Origin of the sequence: Exiguobacterium alkaliphilum 12/1 (assembly GCF_000714435.1) — a bacterium.
Lineage (GTDB): Bacteria > Bacillota > Bacilli > Exiguobacteriales > Exiguobacteriaceae > Exiguobacterium > Exiguobacterium alkaliphilum.
In genome coordinates, this window is sequence record NZ_JJMW01000015.1 from 146,682 (window position 1) to 164,591 (window position 17,910).

Below are 17,910 nucleotides of genomic sequence, written 5' to 3' on the forward strand. Positions count from 1 at the left end.
TGTCACCTCCTGAAACAAGAAAGTGTATGTTCTCATTACTTCAAGTAATCATTCAACAGAACAAGCACAATTGTAGCAAACGCTTATTTGAAAAGCAACCACTTGATGATTATTCTGAAAACTATATGTGGTATTGTTGTAGTAGGTCGTACACATACACTTAAGATTTTGATATAATGACACGGTATGCATGAGAAGGATAGGTGAACCCATATATGAACAACAAAGAATTAGAGAATCGTCAGAAGAAGATTCGCAACTTTTCCATCATCGCTCACATCGATCATGGAAAGTCGACGCTCGCTGACCGGATTCTTGAGAAGACGGGTGCGCTCACGGCGCGCGAGATGAAAGAACAGACGCTTGATGCGATGGACCTTGAACGTGAGCGCGGTATCACGATTAAGTTGAACGCCGTCAAGTTGAACTATACGGCTAAAGACGGGGAAGAGTATATCCTTCATTTGATCGATACACCGGGCCACGTCGATTTCACGTATGAAGTATCACGCTCGCTCGCGGCGTGTGAAGGGGCCGTCCTCGTCGTGGACGCGGCCCAAGGAATCGAAGCACAGACGCTCGCGAACGTCTACCTCGCATTAGATAACGACCTTGAAATCATCCCGGTCATCAACAAAATTGATTTGCCGTCAGCCGACGTCGAGCGCGTGCGCCAAGAGATTGAGGACGTGATTGGTCTTGACGCGAGTGATGCCGTACCGGCTTCAGCGAAAGCCGGGATCGGGATTGAAGAGATTCTCGAGCAAATTGTCGAGCTCGTCCCGGCACCGACGGGCGATCCGTCTGCGCCGCTTCAAGCCCTCATCTTCGACTCGTACTATGACGCCTATCGCGGTGTCGTCGCCTCGATTCGAATCGTCAACGGTTCGGTCAAAGTCGGAGACAAGGTGCAAATGATGTCGACCGGTAAATCGTTCGAAGTCACAGACCTCGGCGTCTCGACCCCAAAACCGGTGTCGGTGAAAGAGTTGAACGTCGGAGACGTTGGGACATTGTCAGCGTCGATCAAGACGGTCGGCGACGTTCGCGTCGGTGACACGATCACACTCGCGAAAAACCCAGCGACGGATCAACTCCCAGGTTATCGGAAGATGAACCCGATGGTGTACTGCGGTCTTTATCCGATCGATGCGGCGAAGTATAACGATTTACGTGAAGCGCTCGAGCGCCTCCAATTGTCGGATGCGGCACTCGAATTTGAGCCCGAGACGTCACAAGCACTCGGTTTCGGTTTCCGTAGCGGTTTCCTCGGCATGCTCCACATGGAAATCATCCAAGAGCGGATTGAGCGAGAGTTCGGGATTGACTTGATTACGACGGCACCGTCGGTTATTTATCACGTCACGACGACGTCAGGCGACGTCATCCACGTCGATAACCCATCGAAGATGCCAGAACAACAAAAGATCGAGACGATTGAAGAGCCGTACGTCAAAGCGGCCATCATGACGCCGAACGACTATGTCGGCGCCATCATGGAGCTCTGCCAGAAGAAACGTGGGACGTTCATCGATATGCAGTATATCGACACGACACGCGTCAAAATCACGTACGAGATTCCATTGAGTGAAATTGTCTACGACTTCTTCGATCAGTTGAAGTCGAGCACGAAAGGCTATGCCTCGCTCGATTACGAGTTGATCGGCTATCGTCCGTCACGCCTCGTCAAGATGGACATCCTTTTGAACAACGAAGTCGTCGATGCACTCAGCTTTATCGTTCACCGCGATTTCGCGTACGAGCGTGGGAAAGTCATCGTCGAGAAGTTGAAGGCGCTCATCCCGCGGATGCAGTTCGAGGTACCGGTCCAAGCAGCGGTCGGGACGAAGATTGTCGCCCGTTCGACGATCAAGGCGCTCCGCAAGAACGTCCTCGCGAAATGTTACGGCGGGGACATCTCGCGGAAGCGGAAGCTTCTTGAGAAGCAAAAAGAAGGTAAAAAGCGCATGAAGATGGTTGGATCTGTCGAAGTGCCGCAAGAAGCGTTCATGTCTGTCTTGTCGATGGACGAAGAATAACCGTTCGCCCTTATCAAACGATAAGGGCGATTTTTTTGATTTGGCAGGATATGGGGAAGGCGATACGGAATAGTACCCACTTACAGAAAAATAGAGGAGGAGAAGCAGTGCCGACTTATAATTTTTCAGCCGGTCCGGGGATGTTGCCCGCACCGGTGTTGGAAGAAGTACAATCACAACTTCTTTCCTATAAAGAAAGCGGCGTCTCGATCGTCGAGATGAGCCATCGTTCTTCGGCATTCATCGAAGTGGCAAGGGAACTCGAGCACCGGCTTCGCCGTTTGATGCACATTCCAGACACGTACGCCGTCCTGTTCCTTCAAGGTGGGGCGACGCTCCAGTTCTCGATGGTCCCGATGAATCTGGGCAAATCGGGCCGCTTCGCCTATCTCGACAGCGGGACGTGGTCGAAGAAGGCGATTCAAGACGCAAGCCGGTTCGGTGATGTCGTCCTTGCGGGTAGTTCGACGGCAACAACGTATGGGACGATTCCAGTTTGGCCGGAATCGATTCAAGACGTCGACTATCTTCATTTAACGTTGAACAACACGATTGAAGGTACCCGCTACACCGCGCTTCCTGAGACGAACGTCCCGCTTGTCGCCGACGTCTCGTCCAACATTCTGGCGGAAGCGATTGACGTCGAGCGCTTCGGCCTCATCTACGCCGGTGCCCAGAAGAACATCGGGCCGGCCGGGTTGACGCTCGTCGTCATCCGTCGCGATTTGATTGTCGAACGTGACCTGCCGTCATATCTCGCTTACAGCAAACACGTCGATACGCTCTTGAACACCCCGGCGACGTTCAGTCTCTATGTCGCCGAACGGGTCCTCGCTTGGATTGAAGCGGAGGGGGGCGTTTCGGAGATGGAGCGCCGCAACCGCGAGAAGAGCGAGCGATTGTATCACGCGCTCGATACGTCATCATTGTTCCGTCCGATTGTGACCGATACGACGTGCCGCTCGTTGACGAACATCCCGTTCACGACGGGGGATGACGTCACGGACGAGGCGTTCCGGAAGTTTGCAGAAATGCGCGGGTTGATTGAACTCGGCGGCCACCGGTCGGTCGGCGGGTTGCGGGCGAGCCTATACAATGCGATGCCGCTCGAAGGCGTCAATCGCTTGATTGAAACGATGCAAGAGTTTGAACAGGGGGGACACGATGTTTCATATTAAAACGTATAATCAAATCGCACAGGAAGGACTCAATCGCTTCGAACCGAGCGAATATGCCCTCAATGCGTCGGAGCAGGCGGACGCCTGGGTCATCCGGAGCCATGACGTGCACGAGGCGGAGATTCCGCCTTACCTGCTCGCTATCGCCCGCGCTGGAGCCGGGGTGAACAACTTGCCGCTCGAACGGCTGGCCCGTCAAGGCGTCGTCGTGTTTCACACCCCGGGAGCGAATGCGAACGCGGTGAAAGAACTCGTGCTCGCGAGCATGCTTTTGTCGGTCCGGCCAATTTTACAAGGCGTCCGTTGGGTCAACGAGCATACGTTCAACAGCCAGACGCTCCTTGATCGGGCGATGGAAGACGAAAAACGTAAGTTCGTCGGGGCGGAGCTTCGAGGTAAGAAAGTCGGCATCGTCGGCCTCGGGGCAATCGGCTCGGCGCTCGCGAGCGACTTGATTCAGCTCGGTGTCGACGTCGTCGGATACGACCCGCATCTATCGGTCGATGGGGCGTGGAACGTCTCCAAGCAAGTGAAACGGGCGCGGCACGTGAGCGAACTGCTCGCCGATATCGACCTGTTGTCCATCCATATGCCGCTCACGGCAGATACACGTGGCATCATCGACGCCTCATGGTTCAATCAAATGAAGCCGAGAACGACCGTGTTGAACTTTGCGCGCGGTGAGCTCGTGAACGATTCCGACTTGTTGGACGCGCTCGATGGGAACGTCGAGACGTACATCACCGACTTCCCGAAACAACAGCTTCTCGGACATCCGCGGATTGTCGCATTCCCACATCTCGGGGCGTCGACGAAAGAGTCGGAAGTGAACTGTGCCGTCCAGGCGGTCGACACGTTGAAATCGTATTTGGAGACCGGCAACATCCGCCACTCGGCGAACTTTCCGGACACCGAACTGCCGTACATCGGCAAGCGCCGTCTGGCCGTCCTCCATCTAAATGTCCCGAACATGGTCGGCCAAATCGCGAGCCGACTCGCTGAGAACGGAATCAACATCGACAACATGGTGAACCGGAGTCGAGGGGACGTGGCATATACGTTAATTGATATCGATAATCACCAGAACGAGAAACTGTCGGTCCACACGCTTTATGAGATCGAGGGCGTCATGCGCGTCCGTGAATTTTGAGGAGGAATGACCATGGTCGTATTCAAACCGTTTACCCCATACATGCCGAAACATCCCGAGGACGTCGCCGCCGACCCGTACGATATCGTCAGCGTCGAACAGGCACGTCTTGACGTCGAACAGCGTCCCGATTCGTTTCTTGCGGTCGATAAGCCAGAAGTATTCATGGCGGACATGCCGCTCGAGGCGTGGGGACAACGAGCCCGTCATGAGCTCGAGCGGCTTTACGAGAGCGAGTTGACCGAACGGACGAACGGATTTTACGTGTATCGGCTCACCGATCAAGGGCGTGTCCAGACAGGGCTCGTCGCCACGTTCTCAGTGGCAGATTATGAGGCAGGTCGCATCAAGATTCATGAGCACACGCGTGCCGTGAAAGAACGCGAACGCGTCGAGCACGTTTCGGCGACGAAAGCGCACACCGGACCGATTTTGATGAGCCACGCGCCGGACGAAGGGTTGCGTCGCATCCTAGACGACGCGACGACAGGGGAGCCGTTGTTTGCCTTCACGGACAGTCAAGGTGTCGTCCATGAAGGCTACGCCGTGCCATCGAAGCATCAAGCACGCGTCATCATGCTCGGGGCCAACATTCCGGCCATCTATATCGCCGATGGACATCACCGTGCCAAGGCTGCAGCCGTCGTCGCCCGGAGCCCGCTTCATGAAGGAGAGTCCAAACAAGAACGGGACCACTTCCTCGGCGTCTTGTTCCCGAGCGATGAGCTGACGATTTTGCCGTACCATCGCGTTTTGCACGATGTGGCACCTGAAGAAGTCGCGGCGCTACTAGACGGCCTCTCCTTTAGTTACGAGATTGAAGCCGCAGAAAATGTATTCGTCCCGACCGAGAGTGCGATGTTCGGTTTGGCTTTTCGAGACAAGCATTACAAGCTGACGAAGCGACAAGACGTCGAGGCGTTAGCCGTCGCGACGCTTCAACGAGACATCCTCGAGCCGTACTTCCGAGTCGAGGATGTTCGGACGGATGAACGCATCGATTTTGTCGGTGGAAAAGACGCGATTGAGCGCCTCGAAGCGTTAGCTAGGCGACAGGACGTCGTCATCCTGACGTGCCACGCCACGGCGATGGAAGAACTGATGCGCGTCGCGGACGAAGCGGGCCAAATGCCGCCGAAATCGACGTGGTTCGAGCCGAAACTGAAGAGCGGGCTATTCATCCATCGCTTTGACTGAACACGCATAGTGGCATCGCGGCGCAAAAAACGTTATAAATGGAAAGAGAAGAAAGGGGTGGCCGCTCATGGCTAAAGCCGTATATCTTCACATTCCATTTTGTGAACATATTTGTTATTACTGCGATTTCAACAAGGTGTTCTTAAAGAACCAACCGGTTGATGACTATTTAGATGCACTTGAACGAGAGATCGAACTATCGCTCGTTCAATATCCGACCGATACGATCGAGACGATTTTTATCGGCGGCGGGACACCGACCGCGCTCAATGAGGCGCAGATGAAACGACTCATGGACATGGTCGAACGTCATCTGCTCCCGCTCGCGTCTCCGAATCTTGAATACTCGGTCGAGGCGAACCCGAACTTCGTCAGTACCGAGAAACTCGATACGATGAAGCGAGGCGGCGTCAATCGCCTCAGTTTCGGCGTCCAGACGTTCGATGACGGCGGGTTGGAACGGATCGGCCGGACACACCGGGCAGATGACGTGTTCCACACCGTCAACGAAGCGGCGAAACGGTTCGATAACATATCCATCGACCTCATGTTCGGGCTCCCGGAACAGACGCTCGAACAAATCGAGCGCGACCTCGACTTGGCGTTCCAGCTGCCGATTCAACACGTCTCTTCCTACTCGCTCATTTTAGAGCCACATACCGTGTTCGCGATTCAAGAGCGAAAAGGGAAGCTGCGCCTTCCGGGTGAGGATATCGAAGTCGCGATGTATTTGAAAGTGATGGAGACGCTCGAACGACGCGGGTTGAAACAATATGAGATTTCAAACTATAGCCTCGAAGGACGGGAGAGCCGGCACAACCAAGTGTATTGGCGTAATGAAGAGTATTATGGCTTCGGTGCCGGGGCGCACAGTTATTTGAACGGGGAACGGCGGGCGAACATCGCACCCATCCCGCACTATATTAAAGCGGAAGGGTTACCGGTTCGCAGTACGACGCCGCTCGAGACGGTCGAGAAGATGGAAGAGGAGCTTTTCCTCGGTCTTCGCATGCGTTCCGGTGTAGCGTTCGAGACGTTTGAAGCGAAGTACGGCCAATCGATGGAAGCCGTGTTCGGTCACGTCTTGGCCGACCTTGAAGCGAAGCGGTTAATCGAACGGACGGACACGCACGTCCGGCTGACCGAGTCCGGTCTGCCGCTCGCGAACGAGGCGTTCGCCGCCTTTATCGGCGAGGCCCGTGTCGACTCTGATGCGGTTCAGTAAATTGCGCATACAAAAAGGGAATCCACGATGGATTCCCTTTTACGTTATAAGACGAGGTCGCGATAAATCGGCGTGAGCCGGCTGAACGTGTCCTCGACGAGCGCGAGGAAGGCCGCCTCGTTTTGGAGGATCGACGCATTGGCCGGAAGTTGGCGACCGATTAAAAAGTCGGCTTTTTTCACGTCTTTGAACCGGTGTAAAATTGTGTCGATTGCTTCTTCGGACATGTCGTCGAGCAAGAACGCCTCTTTCTTCATATGGTCGCCGGCGATATGGAAGTCCGGGAACGCCGATTTGACGTCAACCTGCATGAGACGCTCGGCAATCGCCGCCTTGTTTGGCATTTCATAGATGAAAGCGAGCCAGATGAAGACGCGGTCGTCGAACAGGCCGACCTGGAAGTGCGGGTGTTTCTTATAGCCACGTTTGTCGTGACAGATGGCCATCCACGTATCTTTCGGCGGATTGACCGTACGACGCGCATGTTTGGCGACGTGCAAGTAGAGCGGGATTCCGACGTCCGCTTCGAGTTGTGGACCGACTTCCTCATAGATTTGATGGAAGAGCGGTTGGATGGTCGAACGAATCCCTTCCATCCGTACATCGAGACCGTCTTGTGTGAATACGTCAAATTGTTGTGTTGTAAACATTTAATCACCTCACCTCGTATGATACCGAAATGAGTCGTAAGATGCATCGGCGGCGACTTCGGAACAACTGGAAAAAATGAAGCGAATGAATTGACAAATATGGAGAACGTGATAATATTTGAAGTGTGATTAGCACTCAGTAAATATGAGTGCTAATAAAGCGAGGCCAATCATTCAGAGAGGAGTGAAAACGTGCTGACGGAGAGACAATTGCTCATTTTACGAGCCATCATTGATGACTATATTCAGACGGCACAACCGGTCGGATCGAGGACGTTATCGAAACGAGATGATCTTTCGTTCAGTTCGGCGACGATTCGAAACGACATGGCTGATTTGGAAGATTTGGGTCTCATCGAGAAACCGCATACTTCAGCCGGGCGCATTCCTTCTGAGGTCGGCTATCGCTATTATGTCGACCACCTCGTCGAGAAACGAGTGATTGACGAACGGGAGACGCACCATCTCGGTGAACGGTTGCGGGCGTCGGCGCAAGAGTCGGATCTGCTCATTCGTCAAGCCGCTGACCTCCTCTCTGACTTGACCAACTATACGACGGTGGCACTTGGCCCCAATAGCCAAATGAATCGTCTGGCCCGCATCGATTTGATGCCACTCGATGAACGGCGCGGTGTCGTGTTGATTTTGACGGACCAGGGCCACGTCGAACATCGGACGCTTGTCTTCGAATCTCCGATGGCGCCGGACATGGTCGAGGAGACGATTCGGTTTTTAAATGATCGGTTGAAAGGGACACCGATCGGGCAGTTGAAGCAGCGCCTTGGCGAGGAAGTATCAAAGCTTCAACTCGCGAATCGAGAACAGTATGAGAATATGTTGCAACTGATTCAATCGACTGCCGGACTGCAACATCCGACCTCGCTCTATTTAGGCGGGAAGAAGAACATCTTCAATCAACCGGAGTTTCAATCGCTCGATACGCTCCGCCCGTTCCTCGAATGGATCGATGAACAGGAGCGCTTGACCGATTGGCTCGAATCGTTGCCAAACCGCGAGATTTATGTGAGCATTGGGAGCGAGAACGGGATCCTCGCGCTTCAAAACTGTAGCGTCATCACGTCGGATTATACGCTCGACGGAAAAACGTTCGGAACGATTGCGATGATCGGTCCGACGCGGATGGACTATCGGCACGGCGTCCAAATGATGGGGCAGTTGATTGAAGCGCTCAGGCGAACGAAATTAGAAGAGTGACGGAAAGGAGCCTCAACATGACAGTTGACAACCAGAACGGTCCAGACAAGGACGAAGTGCTCGAAGAGAAAGATTTTGAGCCGAAACAAGAAGCGACAGAAGTCGAAGTGGACGAGGTTTCAAATGCTCAGATTGTGGAAGAAACTTCTGAGGGGACGGATTATGAAAAAGAAATCGAAGCACTGCGAGCGAGCGAGCTTCGCATTCGCGCCGATTTTGACAACTTCCGTCGTCGGACGAATGAAGAGAACGCGAAACGCATCAAGTTCGCTTCCCAGTCAGTCATCGAGAAATTGATTCCGCTCATCGATAACTTCGAGCGGGCACTTCAAGTCGAAGCGACGTCTGACGATGCGAAACAGATTCAGGCGGGCGTCGACATGATTCACCGTCAGCTTCTCGATGTGTTGAACGGGGAACAAGTCGAAGCGATCGACGCGTTCGGTCAGCCGTTTGACCCGAATTTTCATCAAGCGGTCATGCAAGAGCCGAGCGACGAGTTCGATTCAGGCGTCGTGACGATGGAGCTTCAAAAAGGGTACACGATGCATGGGCGTGTCATTCGTCCGAGCATGGTAAAAGTCGCAGAATAACATTACTTAACTAGATGGAGGAATCGACAATGGGTAAAATTATCGGAATTGACTTAGGTACAACGAACTCATGTGTAGCAGTGATGGAAGGTGGCGAAGCAGTCGTCATCTCGAACGCGGAAGGGAACCGGACGACACCTTCTGTCGTCGCCTTCAAAGGGGAAGAACGTCAAGTCGGTGAAGTCGCTAAACGTCAAGCGATCACGAACCCGAACACGATCCAATCAATCAAGCGTCACATGGGTACGTCACATACAGTAGAAGTCGATGGCAAGAAGTTCACGCCACAAGAAATCTCGGCCATCATCTTGCAAAAACTCAAAAAAGACGCAGAAGACTACCTCGGTGAGTCTGTCACAGAAGCGGTCATCACGGTGCCTGCCTACTTCAACGACGCCGAACGTCAAGCGACGAAAGACGCTGGGAAAATCGCCGGACTCGAAGTCAAACGAATCATCAACGAGCCGACAGCAGCGGCACTCGCTTACGGCCTCGACAAAGGTGAAGACCATACGATTTTGATTTATGACCTCGGTGGCGGTACGTTCGACGTCTCGATTCTTGAGCTCGGCGACGGCGTCTTCGAAGTTGTGGCGACAGCCGGTGACAACCGTCTCGGTGGCGACGACTTCGACCAAAAAGTCATCGACTACCTCGTCCAAGAGTTCAAAAAAGAGAACGGCATCGACCTCGCCCAAGACAAGATGGCGCTCCAACGCTTGAAAGATGCGGCCGAGAAAGCGAAGAAAGACCTCTCGGGCGTGACAAGCGCGCACATCAGCCTCCCGTTCATCACGGCCGGTGCGGCTGGCCCGCTTCACTTGGAGACGACGCTCACGCGTGCGAAATTTGACGAATTGACAGCCGACCTCGTCGAGCGCACGATGGAACCGACGCGCCGAGCCTTGAAAGACTCAGGCCTCACGCCGTCTGACCTCGACAAGATCATCCTCGTCGGTGGGTCGACACGTATTCCTGCGGTCCAAAAAGCGATTCAAGATTTCACGAAAAAAGAACCGTTCAAAGGTGTCAACCCGGATGAAGTCGTTGCCCTCGGTGCTGCGATTCAAGGCGGTGTCCTCGCCGGTGACGTGAAAGACGTCGTCCTTCTCGACGTGACACCACTTTCGCTCGGAATCGAGACGATGGGTGGCGTCATGACGAAGTTGATCGACCGTAACACGACGATCCCGACTTCAAAGTCGCAAGTGTTCTCGACGGCAGCCGACAACCAGCCGGCCGTTGACATCCATGTCCTCCAAGGGGAACGTCCGATGGCACCGGACAACAAGACGCTCGGTCGCTTCCAATTGACGGACATCCCACCGGCACAACGTGGCGTCCCGCAAATCGAAGTCAAGTTCGATATCGATGCGAACGGAATCGTGCACGTTTCGGCGAAAGACCTCGGCACGAACAAAGAGCAGTCGATCACGATTCAATCGTCGTCAGGCATCGATGAGTCTGAAATCGAGCGTATGGTAAAAGAAGCCGAAGCGAACGCCGAAGCGGACAAACAGCGCAAAGAAGAAGCAGAACTCCGTAACGAGACAGACCAGCTCGTCTTCGCGACAGACAAGGCAATCAAAGACCTCGGTGAGCAAGTCGACGCTGCGGATAAAGAGAAGGCTGAAGCTGCGAAAGAGAAAGCGAAATCAGCGCTTGAAGGAACGGACCTCGAAGCGATTCGTACGGCAAAAGACGAATTGGCGAACGTCGTTCAAGAGTTGACGCAAAAAGTGTATGCGAACATGGCTGAACAGCAAGGTGCAGAAGGTGCCGAGGCTCAAACGGAAGCGAAAGACGACAACGTCGTCGACGCCGAGTTTGAAGATCTCGACGACCGTAAATAATAAAACGGATGGGAGGGCGCCAAAGCAGGTTTCTGCTTTGGCTCTTTCTATGTTAAGGTAGAATCGGTAAATTCGAACTTTAAAGACGAGATAGGAGAGACTAACGTGGCGAAACGAGATTATTATGAAGTGCTAGGCCTAGATAAATCGGCCTCGGCGCAAGACATTAAACGAGCGTACCGTAAGCTCGCACGGGAATATCACCCGGATATCAACCAAGAGCCGGATGCGGCGGATAAATTCAAAGAGATTGGCGAAGCATACGAAGTGTTGTCCGATGAGCAAAAGCGGGCCCAATATGACCGCTTCGGGTTTGAAGGGGCGAGCCAGTTCGGTGGCGGCGACTTCCAAGGCGGATTTGGCGATATTTTCGACATGTTCTTCGGTGGCGGTGGACGCCGACAAGATCCGAACGCGCCGCGTCGTGGCGAAGACTATCAATACGTCGTCGACCTCGATTTCATGGAGAGCGTCACGGGCAAGACGGAGACGATCGAACTCGAGATTGAAGTCGAATGTGACACGTGTATGGGCAGTGGTGCGAAACCGGGTACGAAACCGGAGACGTGTGGTCGCTGTGGTGGCAGTGGCGTCGAGACGGTCGAACAGAACACGATTCTCGGCCGGATGGTCAATCAGCGGCCGTGTAGCCAATGTCATGGGACAGGGAAGACGATTAAGGAGAAGTGCCCGACGTGTCATGGTTCGGGCCACGTGAAGAAGACGCAGCGCGTCGAAGTGAAGATTCCAGCGGGGATTGATAACGGTCAGCAGATTCGGATGTCCGGAAAAGGTGGTCCTGGCTTTAACGGGGGACCAGCCGGGGACTTGTACGTCGTCGTCCGTGTCCGTGGTCACGAGATTTTCGAACGGGTCGATCAACATATCGCGATGGAGATGCCGGTCACGTTCGCCCAGGCGGCGCTCGGTGCCGAAATCGAGGTTCCGACCGTCCATGGCAAAGTCAGCTTGAAAGTCCCGGCCGGCACGCAGACCGGATCAAAATTCCGACTTCGTGGAAAAGGGATGCCGAGCGTTCGTGGCGGTGGTCACGGGGACCAATACGTCACCATCGTCGTCATGACACCGACGAACATGACGGACCGTCAAAAAGAGTTGCTCCGCGAGTTCGAAGAGATTGGCGGCGAAGCGGGCGTCGAAGAACAACACGGGTTGTTCCAAAAAATGAAAAAGTTTTTTAGTCACTAAAAGGAGCGTGTTCAAACGATGAAATGGTCTGAAATTTGTGTCCACACGACACAGCAGGCGGTCGAGGCCGTATCGAATTTATTACATGAAGTGGGGGCACAAGGGGTCGTCATCGAGGACGTCGAAGACTATGACCAGATGATGGCTGAAGACCATTTCGGAGAGATTTGGGACGTCTCGGGACGTGAATCGTATCCGACCTCAGGCGTTTACGTCAAAGCGTACGTGCCGGCGTCGAGCGACTTTCAGGACACGCTCGCCGCGTTCCGAAAAGAAGTCGACCGGCTACGGGACATCTTGGACATCGGTAGCGGAGACGTGACCGTCGCCGAGCTCGACGAAGAGGACTGGGCCCACTCGTGGAAACAATACTATAAGCCCGTCAAAATCTCACAACAGCTCACGATCGTCCCGCTCTGGGAGGACTATGAGCCGCAACCGGAAGAGAACGTCATTCTCCTCGATCCGGGCATGGCCTTCGGGACGGGCACGCATCCGACGACGATGTTATGCATTCAAGCGATCGAGAATTACATTCAGCCGGGTGACCGCTTGATTGACGTCGGGACCGGTTCAGGCGTACTTGCCATCGCGGCGGTGAAACTCGGGGCGTCACACGTCGAGGCGCTCGATTTGGATACCGTCGCCGTCGAATCGGCGCGACAAAACGTCGAGACGAACGGGGTCGAAGCGCTCGTCGCCGTCAACACGGGTGACCTGTTGAAAGGAATGGACGGCACGTATGACCTCGTCGTCGCGAACATCCTCGCGGACGTCATCTTGCTCTTTATCGACGATGCGTACGACCGCGTCAAACAAGGCGGTTACTTCATCACATCCGGCATCATCGGTCAGAAGCGGGCGGAAGTTGCCGAAGCGCTCCAAACGGCCGGCTTTGTCATTGAAGAGACGCGTGTCATGGAAGATTGGGTTGCCATCATCGCGAAGAAGGGGTGAGCGCATGCAACGATACTTTCTGAACAGAGACGCGCTCGCGAATGACCACGTCGTACTACCGGCGGATATCGCCCATCATATCGGGACCGTGCTCCGCGGACAGCCCGGCTATCGGCTCGTCCTTCTCGACGGGGAAGGATACGAGTACGAGGCCGAGGTCGTGACACTCGAGAAGAAGTCAGGGACGGTACGTGTGATCGAGAAACGCCCGGCGACGACGGAACTGCCGATTGAGGTGACGCTCGCCTATGCGCTCCCGAAAGGTGACAAAGTCGAACTCGTCGCCCAAAAGGCGACCGAGCTCGGCGTGCACCAGTTGCTTCTCTTCGAGTCGAAACGGTCGGTCGCGAAGTGGGACGCGAAAAAAGCGCCGAAAAAAGTCGAGCGTCTTCAAAAGATTATGCAGGAGGCGGCCGAACAGTCGTATCGTGCCATCGTCCCGACGTGTTCGTACATCAGTTCACGAGAGTTGTCACGACAGCTCGAGACGTACGATGCCGTCGTGGTCGCCTATGAGGAAGAAGCGAAGCAAGGAGAGAAAGCGGCCTTTGCGACCGTGCTCCAGACACTTCGACCTGGGGCCAAGCTACTGCTCATCGTCGGGCCGGAAGGTGGCTTTGATGAGGGTGAAGTGATCGAGTGGACGGAACGCGGGGCACAGGCCTGTGCGTTCGGACCACGCATCTTGCGTTCTGAGACGGCGCCGCTCTACGCGCTCGCTGCCATCTCCTATGCGCTCGAATTGACGTAAAAAAAGCTCTCGCCGCGTGCGGCAAGAGCTTTTTTCATTTCTTCGTCAATGTGATTGTCTCTTTTGTGACGTTCCCCGCGAGGTCGACCGCCTCGAACGTGAACGTGTTCTCACCAGAGACGACAGGTAGCGTGAGCGTCTCGGTCCGAGAGAACGGGCGCATCTCATATGGCGCCTTGAGCGTTTGGCTGAACTTCAAGTCTCCGTTGACGAGTAATTTCACTTCGTCAAAGTTGTCTTTCACCGTCACATCCAAGCGGACGGACTGCTGGTTTTTATTAATCGTTTTTGGAAGCTTCCCGAACGAGATCGTCGCTGGTGTCGCATCGACAAAGATCGTCCGTTGGAAGTTCGCGACGTTACCGGCCGCATCTTCAGCGACAAAACGTAACTTGTGCACGCCGTCGGCGAACGTCCGCGTCGTGTTGAAGTCATAGCGCTTCGTCGTCTCGTTCCACGTGAGTGGGACGTCCGTGCCATCGACTTGGAACGATTGAATCGCAGAGGCGTCTTGAATCGAACCGGCGATCGGGATGACCGAAGTCGCGTACGGTGCGAGCGCGAGCGGGGCCGTCAAGAAGACGCCTGGCTTGTCGGCGTCGTTCGAGTACGCCACTGCTTTCGTCGTCGCGTTACCGGCATGGTCGGTGACGCGGACGCTGATGGAGTCGCTCTCGGCGAGCGAGGCGAACGTATGCGTCGCTGTCATGTCAGCGGATGTCGAAACGGCTTTCCCGTTGACGAGGTACTCGACCGAACGGACGCCGGCGAAGTCGTCTTTCGCTTGGACCGTCAAACTGTCGCCTTGCCATTTCGCCGTGAACGTCGGGTCCGTGTAGTCGACTTTGACCGGGAAACGAAGCGTCTGTGCTTCTTTTTTCATGTAATCGATGCTCGCTTCAATCTCGTAGAAGTACTTGCCGGCAGGTGCCGGTTTCCCGTTCAACTGGCCGTCCCACTTGTAGGCTGCCGAGTAGTAGTACGGTGTGTTGCGTCCGCCATCAAAGTAATTCTTCCGCAACTCATCGTCTTGGCGGAGGGTACGGACGACGTTTCCGGCTTCATCGACGATGCGGTACTTCACATCTTTCGCGTTTCGGAGCAACGAGAAGACTGGTGTCGCGGCGTCTTTCACGCCGTCACCATCTGGCGAGAAGGCAATGGCATCAAAGTTTAACGACTTGTCTAACTTGGAGCCTAGGTAGTTCCCGGCTTGATCGACCATGCCGGCAGTCTCATAGAATGAGCCCGACTCATAAACCGAAGCGTCGAAAATTGGTGCCTTGCCCCAGTCCCCTTCGAAACCGACGAACGGTACGACGAGATCCGGGTTTCCTTCAGATCCGTTCGAATCAACCAAACGGATGAAGCCGTCGACGAAGTACCCATTCTCGAACACGTCTTTCGCTGCCACAAGGCCGCTTAACGTTTTCGGATTCAATACTTGTGCTTTTGAGACATCGACAGCCACTCTGATTTCGGTCTTCTGGTTCGGTTTCAACTTCACGGAGTTGACCGCCTTCCCGTTGACGGTCACCGTCGCATTCTGGAGTGGTTGGGCTTCCATCGCGTTTTGGACGAGGCCTGGTGTGCGCTCGATGGCGAGGTCTGTCTGGAGCGATGATGAGATATCATACGAGACGGCTTCGTTCGACAAGTTCTCGACGACGAGCGTGAACGTCGCTTTGCTGCGGTTCAATTCCTTCAAGGCAACTTTTGCCTCTTTTGACGTCTTCTCATAGGCGACGGCCGGAGTCGAGACGGCAGCGTGCAACTGCATCAAGCCGGCTCCACCGCGACGTGGCGTGTACGGGATGTTTTGTTTCAACTGTTGATTGTATGGGCCGATATCGGTCACAGCTTTCGACGTGTTAATCAACAAGTTTTTCGCCATCGTGACGCGATCGACGCCGTCGAGGTCGAACTGCTCATCGACACGTTGCAAGACGAGCGCCGCGCCCCCAGCGACGTGCGGGGCCGCCATCGATGTACCGCTCATGAGGCCGTATTGGTTATCGTTGAGCGTCGAGAAGATTTGACCGCCCGGTGCCGCGATTTCTGGTTTGAAATCGAGGTTCGGTGTCACGCCCCACGATGTGAAGTTTGACAACGCGCCAGCCGCGCGGTTGGCCACGCTAATTCGATCGCCGTTGAAGCCGATGCGCATCTGTTCGCCAGCGATCAGACGGTCGCGCAAGTCGTTCCCGTCTTTGATGCTGAGCGAAGCCATCGGGATCTTCGGGTTCGCCAAGGCCATGCTCACATAGTCGCCGTGACCGACTGTACCGCGGACGATGACACCCGCCGCACCGTTCGCTTCGGCAGTTTGTTGGATGTTCGAGTAGAAGTAACTACCGTCCCGGACCGCGAGCACGATTTTTCCTTCGATGTCTTTACCGACGTAGTTTGCCGGCTGACCGTCGCCGACGTAGACGATATCGTACTCGCCTTGTGTGAAGGCTGGTCCGTCTTGCTTTTTCCAACCGATTTTATCGGTCTTGTCACCCGAGCGGACCGAGAACGCGTCGAGCTGGATTTGGTCGTTCTCAAGCGAGGCGACCGATGTCGAAGCCGAACTAACGCTCGGTGAACCGACGACGCCTGTGTCCGGGTTATTGGCGTATGGCAAATCGAATCCGTTCCCAAAGTATGCCGAGTTCCCTGCCGAGATGGACATGAACACGCCATTGTCAACAGCGCGTTGAACGGCTTGTTGTTCCGGGGAATCGGCGCTGACGAATCCAGCGGTCGACCCGAGACTCATGTTGATGACGTCCGCACCGAGCTTGATGGCATCGTCAATCGCTTTGATATAAATGTCTCCATACGTCGAGGCGTAGTTCGGATCGTTACTGAATACTTTCAGTCCGAGGACTTGGGCCTCAGGCGCGACACCTTTCAATCCGCCAGTCTCTTCGTTTCCGTTCGCGGCGACCGTTCCGGAGACGTGCATGCCGTGCATCGATGCACCTGGCGAATCATCACGGATGTCGTCATTCTCGTCATAATAGTTGTATGCATACGGGACCTTATCGTTTATGTACGCGCCGGCCATCCCGAATTCGCTCACGGCCGATGTGACCTCGGATTCAGAGAGCTCGGCTTTTGACTGATCGCTCAATTTGAAGTCGCGATGGTCCGCATCGACACCGGTATCGATGACGGCGACGACCGTCCCTTCTCCTGTATAGCCGTAGTCGCCCCATGTCTGTTGGGACTGGACCATGCCGTTGCTCGTCACCATGTCTGGCTTCACTTCCGGACGTTCGTACTCGTTGACAAGGTGGACGGCCGCGACTTCTGGCAACGCCTCGATTTTTTCGATGTCGGCTGTCGTCACGAACGTACTAAATCCGTTGAAGACGGTCGTGAACTCTTCGATTGGCTCGGTCTTGACGCCTTTTTTCGCAATCGCGTCTTTCGCTTTCTTTTGCTCGGCCTTCACGAGACCGTGTGCCCGATCTTTCTCGGCTTTTGAAAGCGCATTAAACTTTTTACCTTTTTGTTTCGCTTGTTCAATGGCCGGGGCGCCGACGAGTTCGACGACGACACGAAGTTTTTCTTGTTTGTCACTGACGGCGACGTTCGCCGTGACCGACGGTTTGGCAAGGACTGGTTCGGCACCGAGACCGAGAAGGCCAGGCGTCAATGCGAGGCAAGTGGCGAGGGATACGTTAACGTAAAATTTAGGTTGTGGCAAAATAAATCCTCCATTCGTTTTCTAAAGATTTAATCCATTTGTGGAAAATCATAGCGGAATAACGATTTAATTTCCTTTTATTTTTTAAAAATCAGGGTAATGAATTTGAACAAATTAAAAAATTCTGACAATTACTTTTGTCCTAACGACTCATAATTGGATGGGTCTTTTTTCGTTTTGAGACATCGATTTA

General features: G+C 54.4%; 13 protein-coding genes. 11 read left to right on the top strand and 2 right to left on the bottom strand.

Annotated features, from left to right (window positions below):
• The first annotated feature begins 215 nt into the window (after nucleotides 1-215).
• From lepA to hemW, 5 genes are all read left to right on the top strand, one after another.
• On the top strand, nucleotides 216-2,039 hold the full coding sequence (gene lepA / locus RT52_RS02210) for a translation elongation factor 4 (RefSeq protein ID WP_034809388.1): 1,824 nt from the start codon (nucleotides 216-218) through the stop codon (nucleotides 2,037-2,039).
• 107 nt (nucleotides 2,040-2,146) lie between these two features.
• A complete protein-coding gene (gene serC / locus RT52_RS02215) occupies nucleotides 2,147-3,217 on the top strand; it encodes a 3-phosphoserine/phosphohydroxythreonine transaminase (protein ID WP_034809390.1) in 1,071 nt (356 codons plus the stop codon).
• Nucleotides 3,204-4,367: a phosphoglycerate dehydrogenase gene (locus RT52_RS02220; protein ID WP_034814815.1), complete on the top strand. Its 1,164-nt coding sequence runs from the start codon at nucleotides 3,204-3,206 to the stop codon at nucleotides 4,365-4,367. The genes serC and RT52_RS02220 overlap by 14 nt, the downstream gene beginning before the upstream one ends.
• A 12-nt stretch (nucleotides 4,368-4,379) precedes the next feature.
• A complete protein-coding gene (locus RT52_RS02225; protein WP_034814816.1) occupies nucleotides 4,380-5,564 on the top strand; it encodes a DUF1015 domain-containing protein in 1,185 nt (394 codons plus the stop codon).
• A gap of 67 nt (nucleotides 5,565-5,631) precedes the next feature.
• Complete coding sequence (hemW, locus tag RT52_RS02230; protein ID WP_034814820.1) at nucleotides 5,632-6,789, top strand: radical SAM family heme chaperone HemW; 1,158 nt, start codon at nucleotides 5,632-5,634, stop codon at nucleotides 6,787-6,789.
• Between the two features lie 44 nt (nucleotides 6,790-6,833).
• Here hemW and RT52_RS02235 read toward each other — a convergent pair whose 3' ends face one another.
• Nucleotides 6,834-7,439, bottom strand: coding sequence for a DUF1054 domain-containing protein (locus RT52_RS02235; RefSeq protein ID WP_034814822.1), 606 nt, complete (start codon nucleotides 7,437-7,439; stop codon nucleotides 6,834-6,836).
• 192 nt (nucleotides 7,440-7,631) lie between these two features.
• Between RT52_RS02235 and hrcA the strand changes: the two genes are divergently transcribed.
• From hrcA to RT52_RS02265, 6 genes are all read left to right on the top strand, one after another.
• Nucleotides 7,632-8,654: a heat-inducible transcriptional repressor HrcA gene (gene hrcA, locus RT52_RS02240; protein ID WP_034814824.1), complete on the top strand. Its 1,023-nt coding sequence runs from the start codon at nucleotides 7,632-7,634 to the stop codon at nucleotides 8,652-8,654.
• A 17-nt stretch (nucleotides 8,655-8,671) separates the two neighbouring features.
• Nucleotides 8,672-9,247, top strand: coding sequence for a nucleotide exchange factor GrpE (grpE, locus tag RT52_RS02245; RefSeq protein ID WP_051690245.1), 576 nt, complete (start codon nucleotides 8,672-8,674; stop codon nucleotides 9,245-9,247).
• 29 nt (nucleotides 9,248-9,276) lie between these two features.
• A complete protein-coding gene (gene dnaK / locus RT52_RS02250; protein WP_034809406.1) occupies nucleotides 9,277-11,100 on the top strand; it encodes a molecular chaperone DnaK in 1,824 nt (607 codons plus the stop codon).
• 105 nt (nucleotides 11,101-11,205) lie between these two features.
• Nucleotides 11,206-12,309 (top strand): molecular chaperone DnaJ, encoded by a 1,104-nt coding sequence (dnaJ, locus tag RT52_RS02255; protein ID WP_034814828.1) that lies wholly within the window; start codon nucleotides 11,206-11,208, stop codon nucleotides 12,307-12,309.
• 18 nt (nucleotides 12,310-12,327) lie between these two features.
• On the top strand, nucleotides 12,328-13,266 hold the full coding sequence (prmA, locus tag RT52_RS02260; protein WP_034814830.1) for a 50S ribosomal protein L11 methyltransferase: 939 nt from the start codon (nucleotides 12,328-12,330) through the stop codon (nucleotides 13,264-13,266).
• A gap of 4 nt (nucleotides 13,267-13,270) precedes the next feature.
• On the top strand, nucleotides 13,271-14,017 hold the full coding sequence (locus RT52_RS02265) for a 16S rRNA (uracil(1498)-N(3))-methyltransferase (RefSeq protein ID WP_034814832.1): 747 nt from the start codon (nucleotides 13,271-13,273) through the stop codon (nucleotides 14,015-14,017).
• 34 nt (nucleotides 14,018-14,051) lie between these two features.
• Here the strand turns inward: RT52_RS02265 and RT52_RS02270 are convergent, their stop codons facing one another.
• Nucleotides 14,052-17,717, bottom strand: a complete 3,666-nt coding sequence (locus RT52_RS02270) for a S8 family serine peptidase (protein WP_034814834.1) — start codon at nucleotides 17,715-17,717, stop codon at nucleotides 14,052-14,054.
• Between the last annotated feature and the right edge of the window lie 193 nt (nucleotides 17,718-17,910).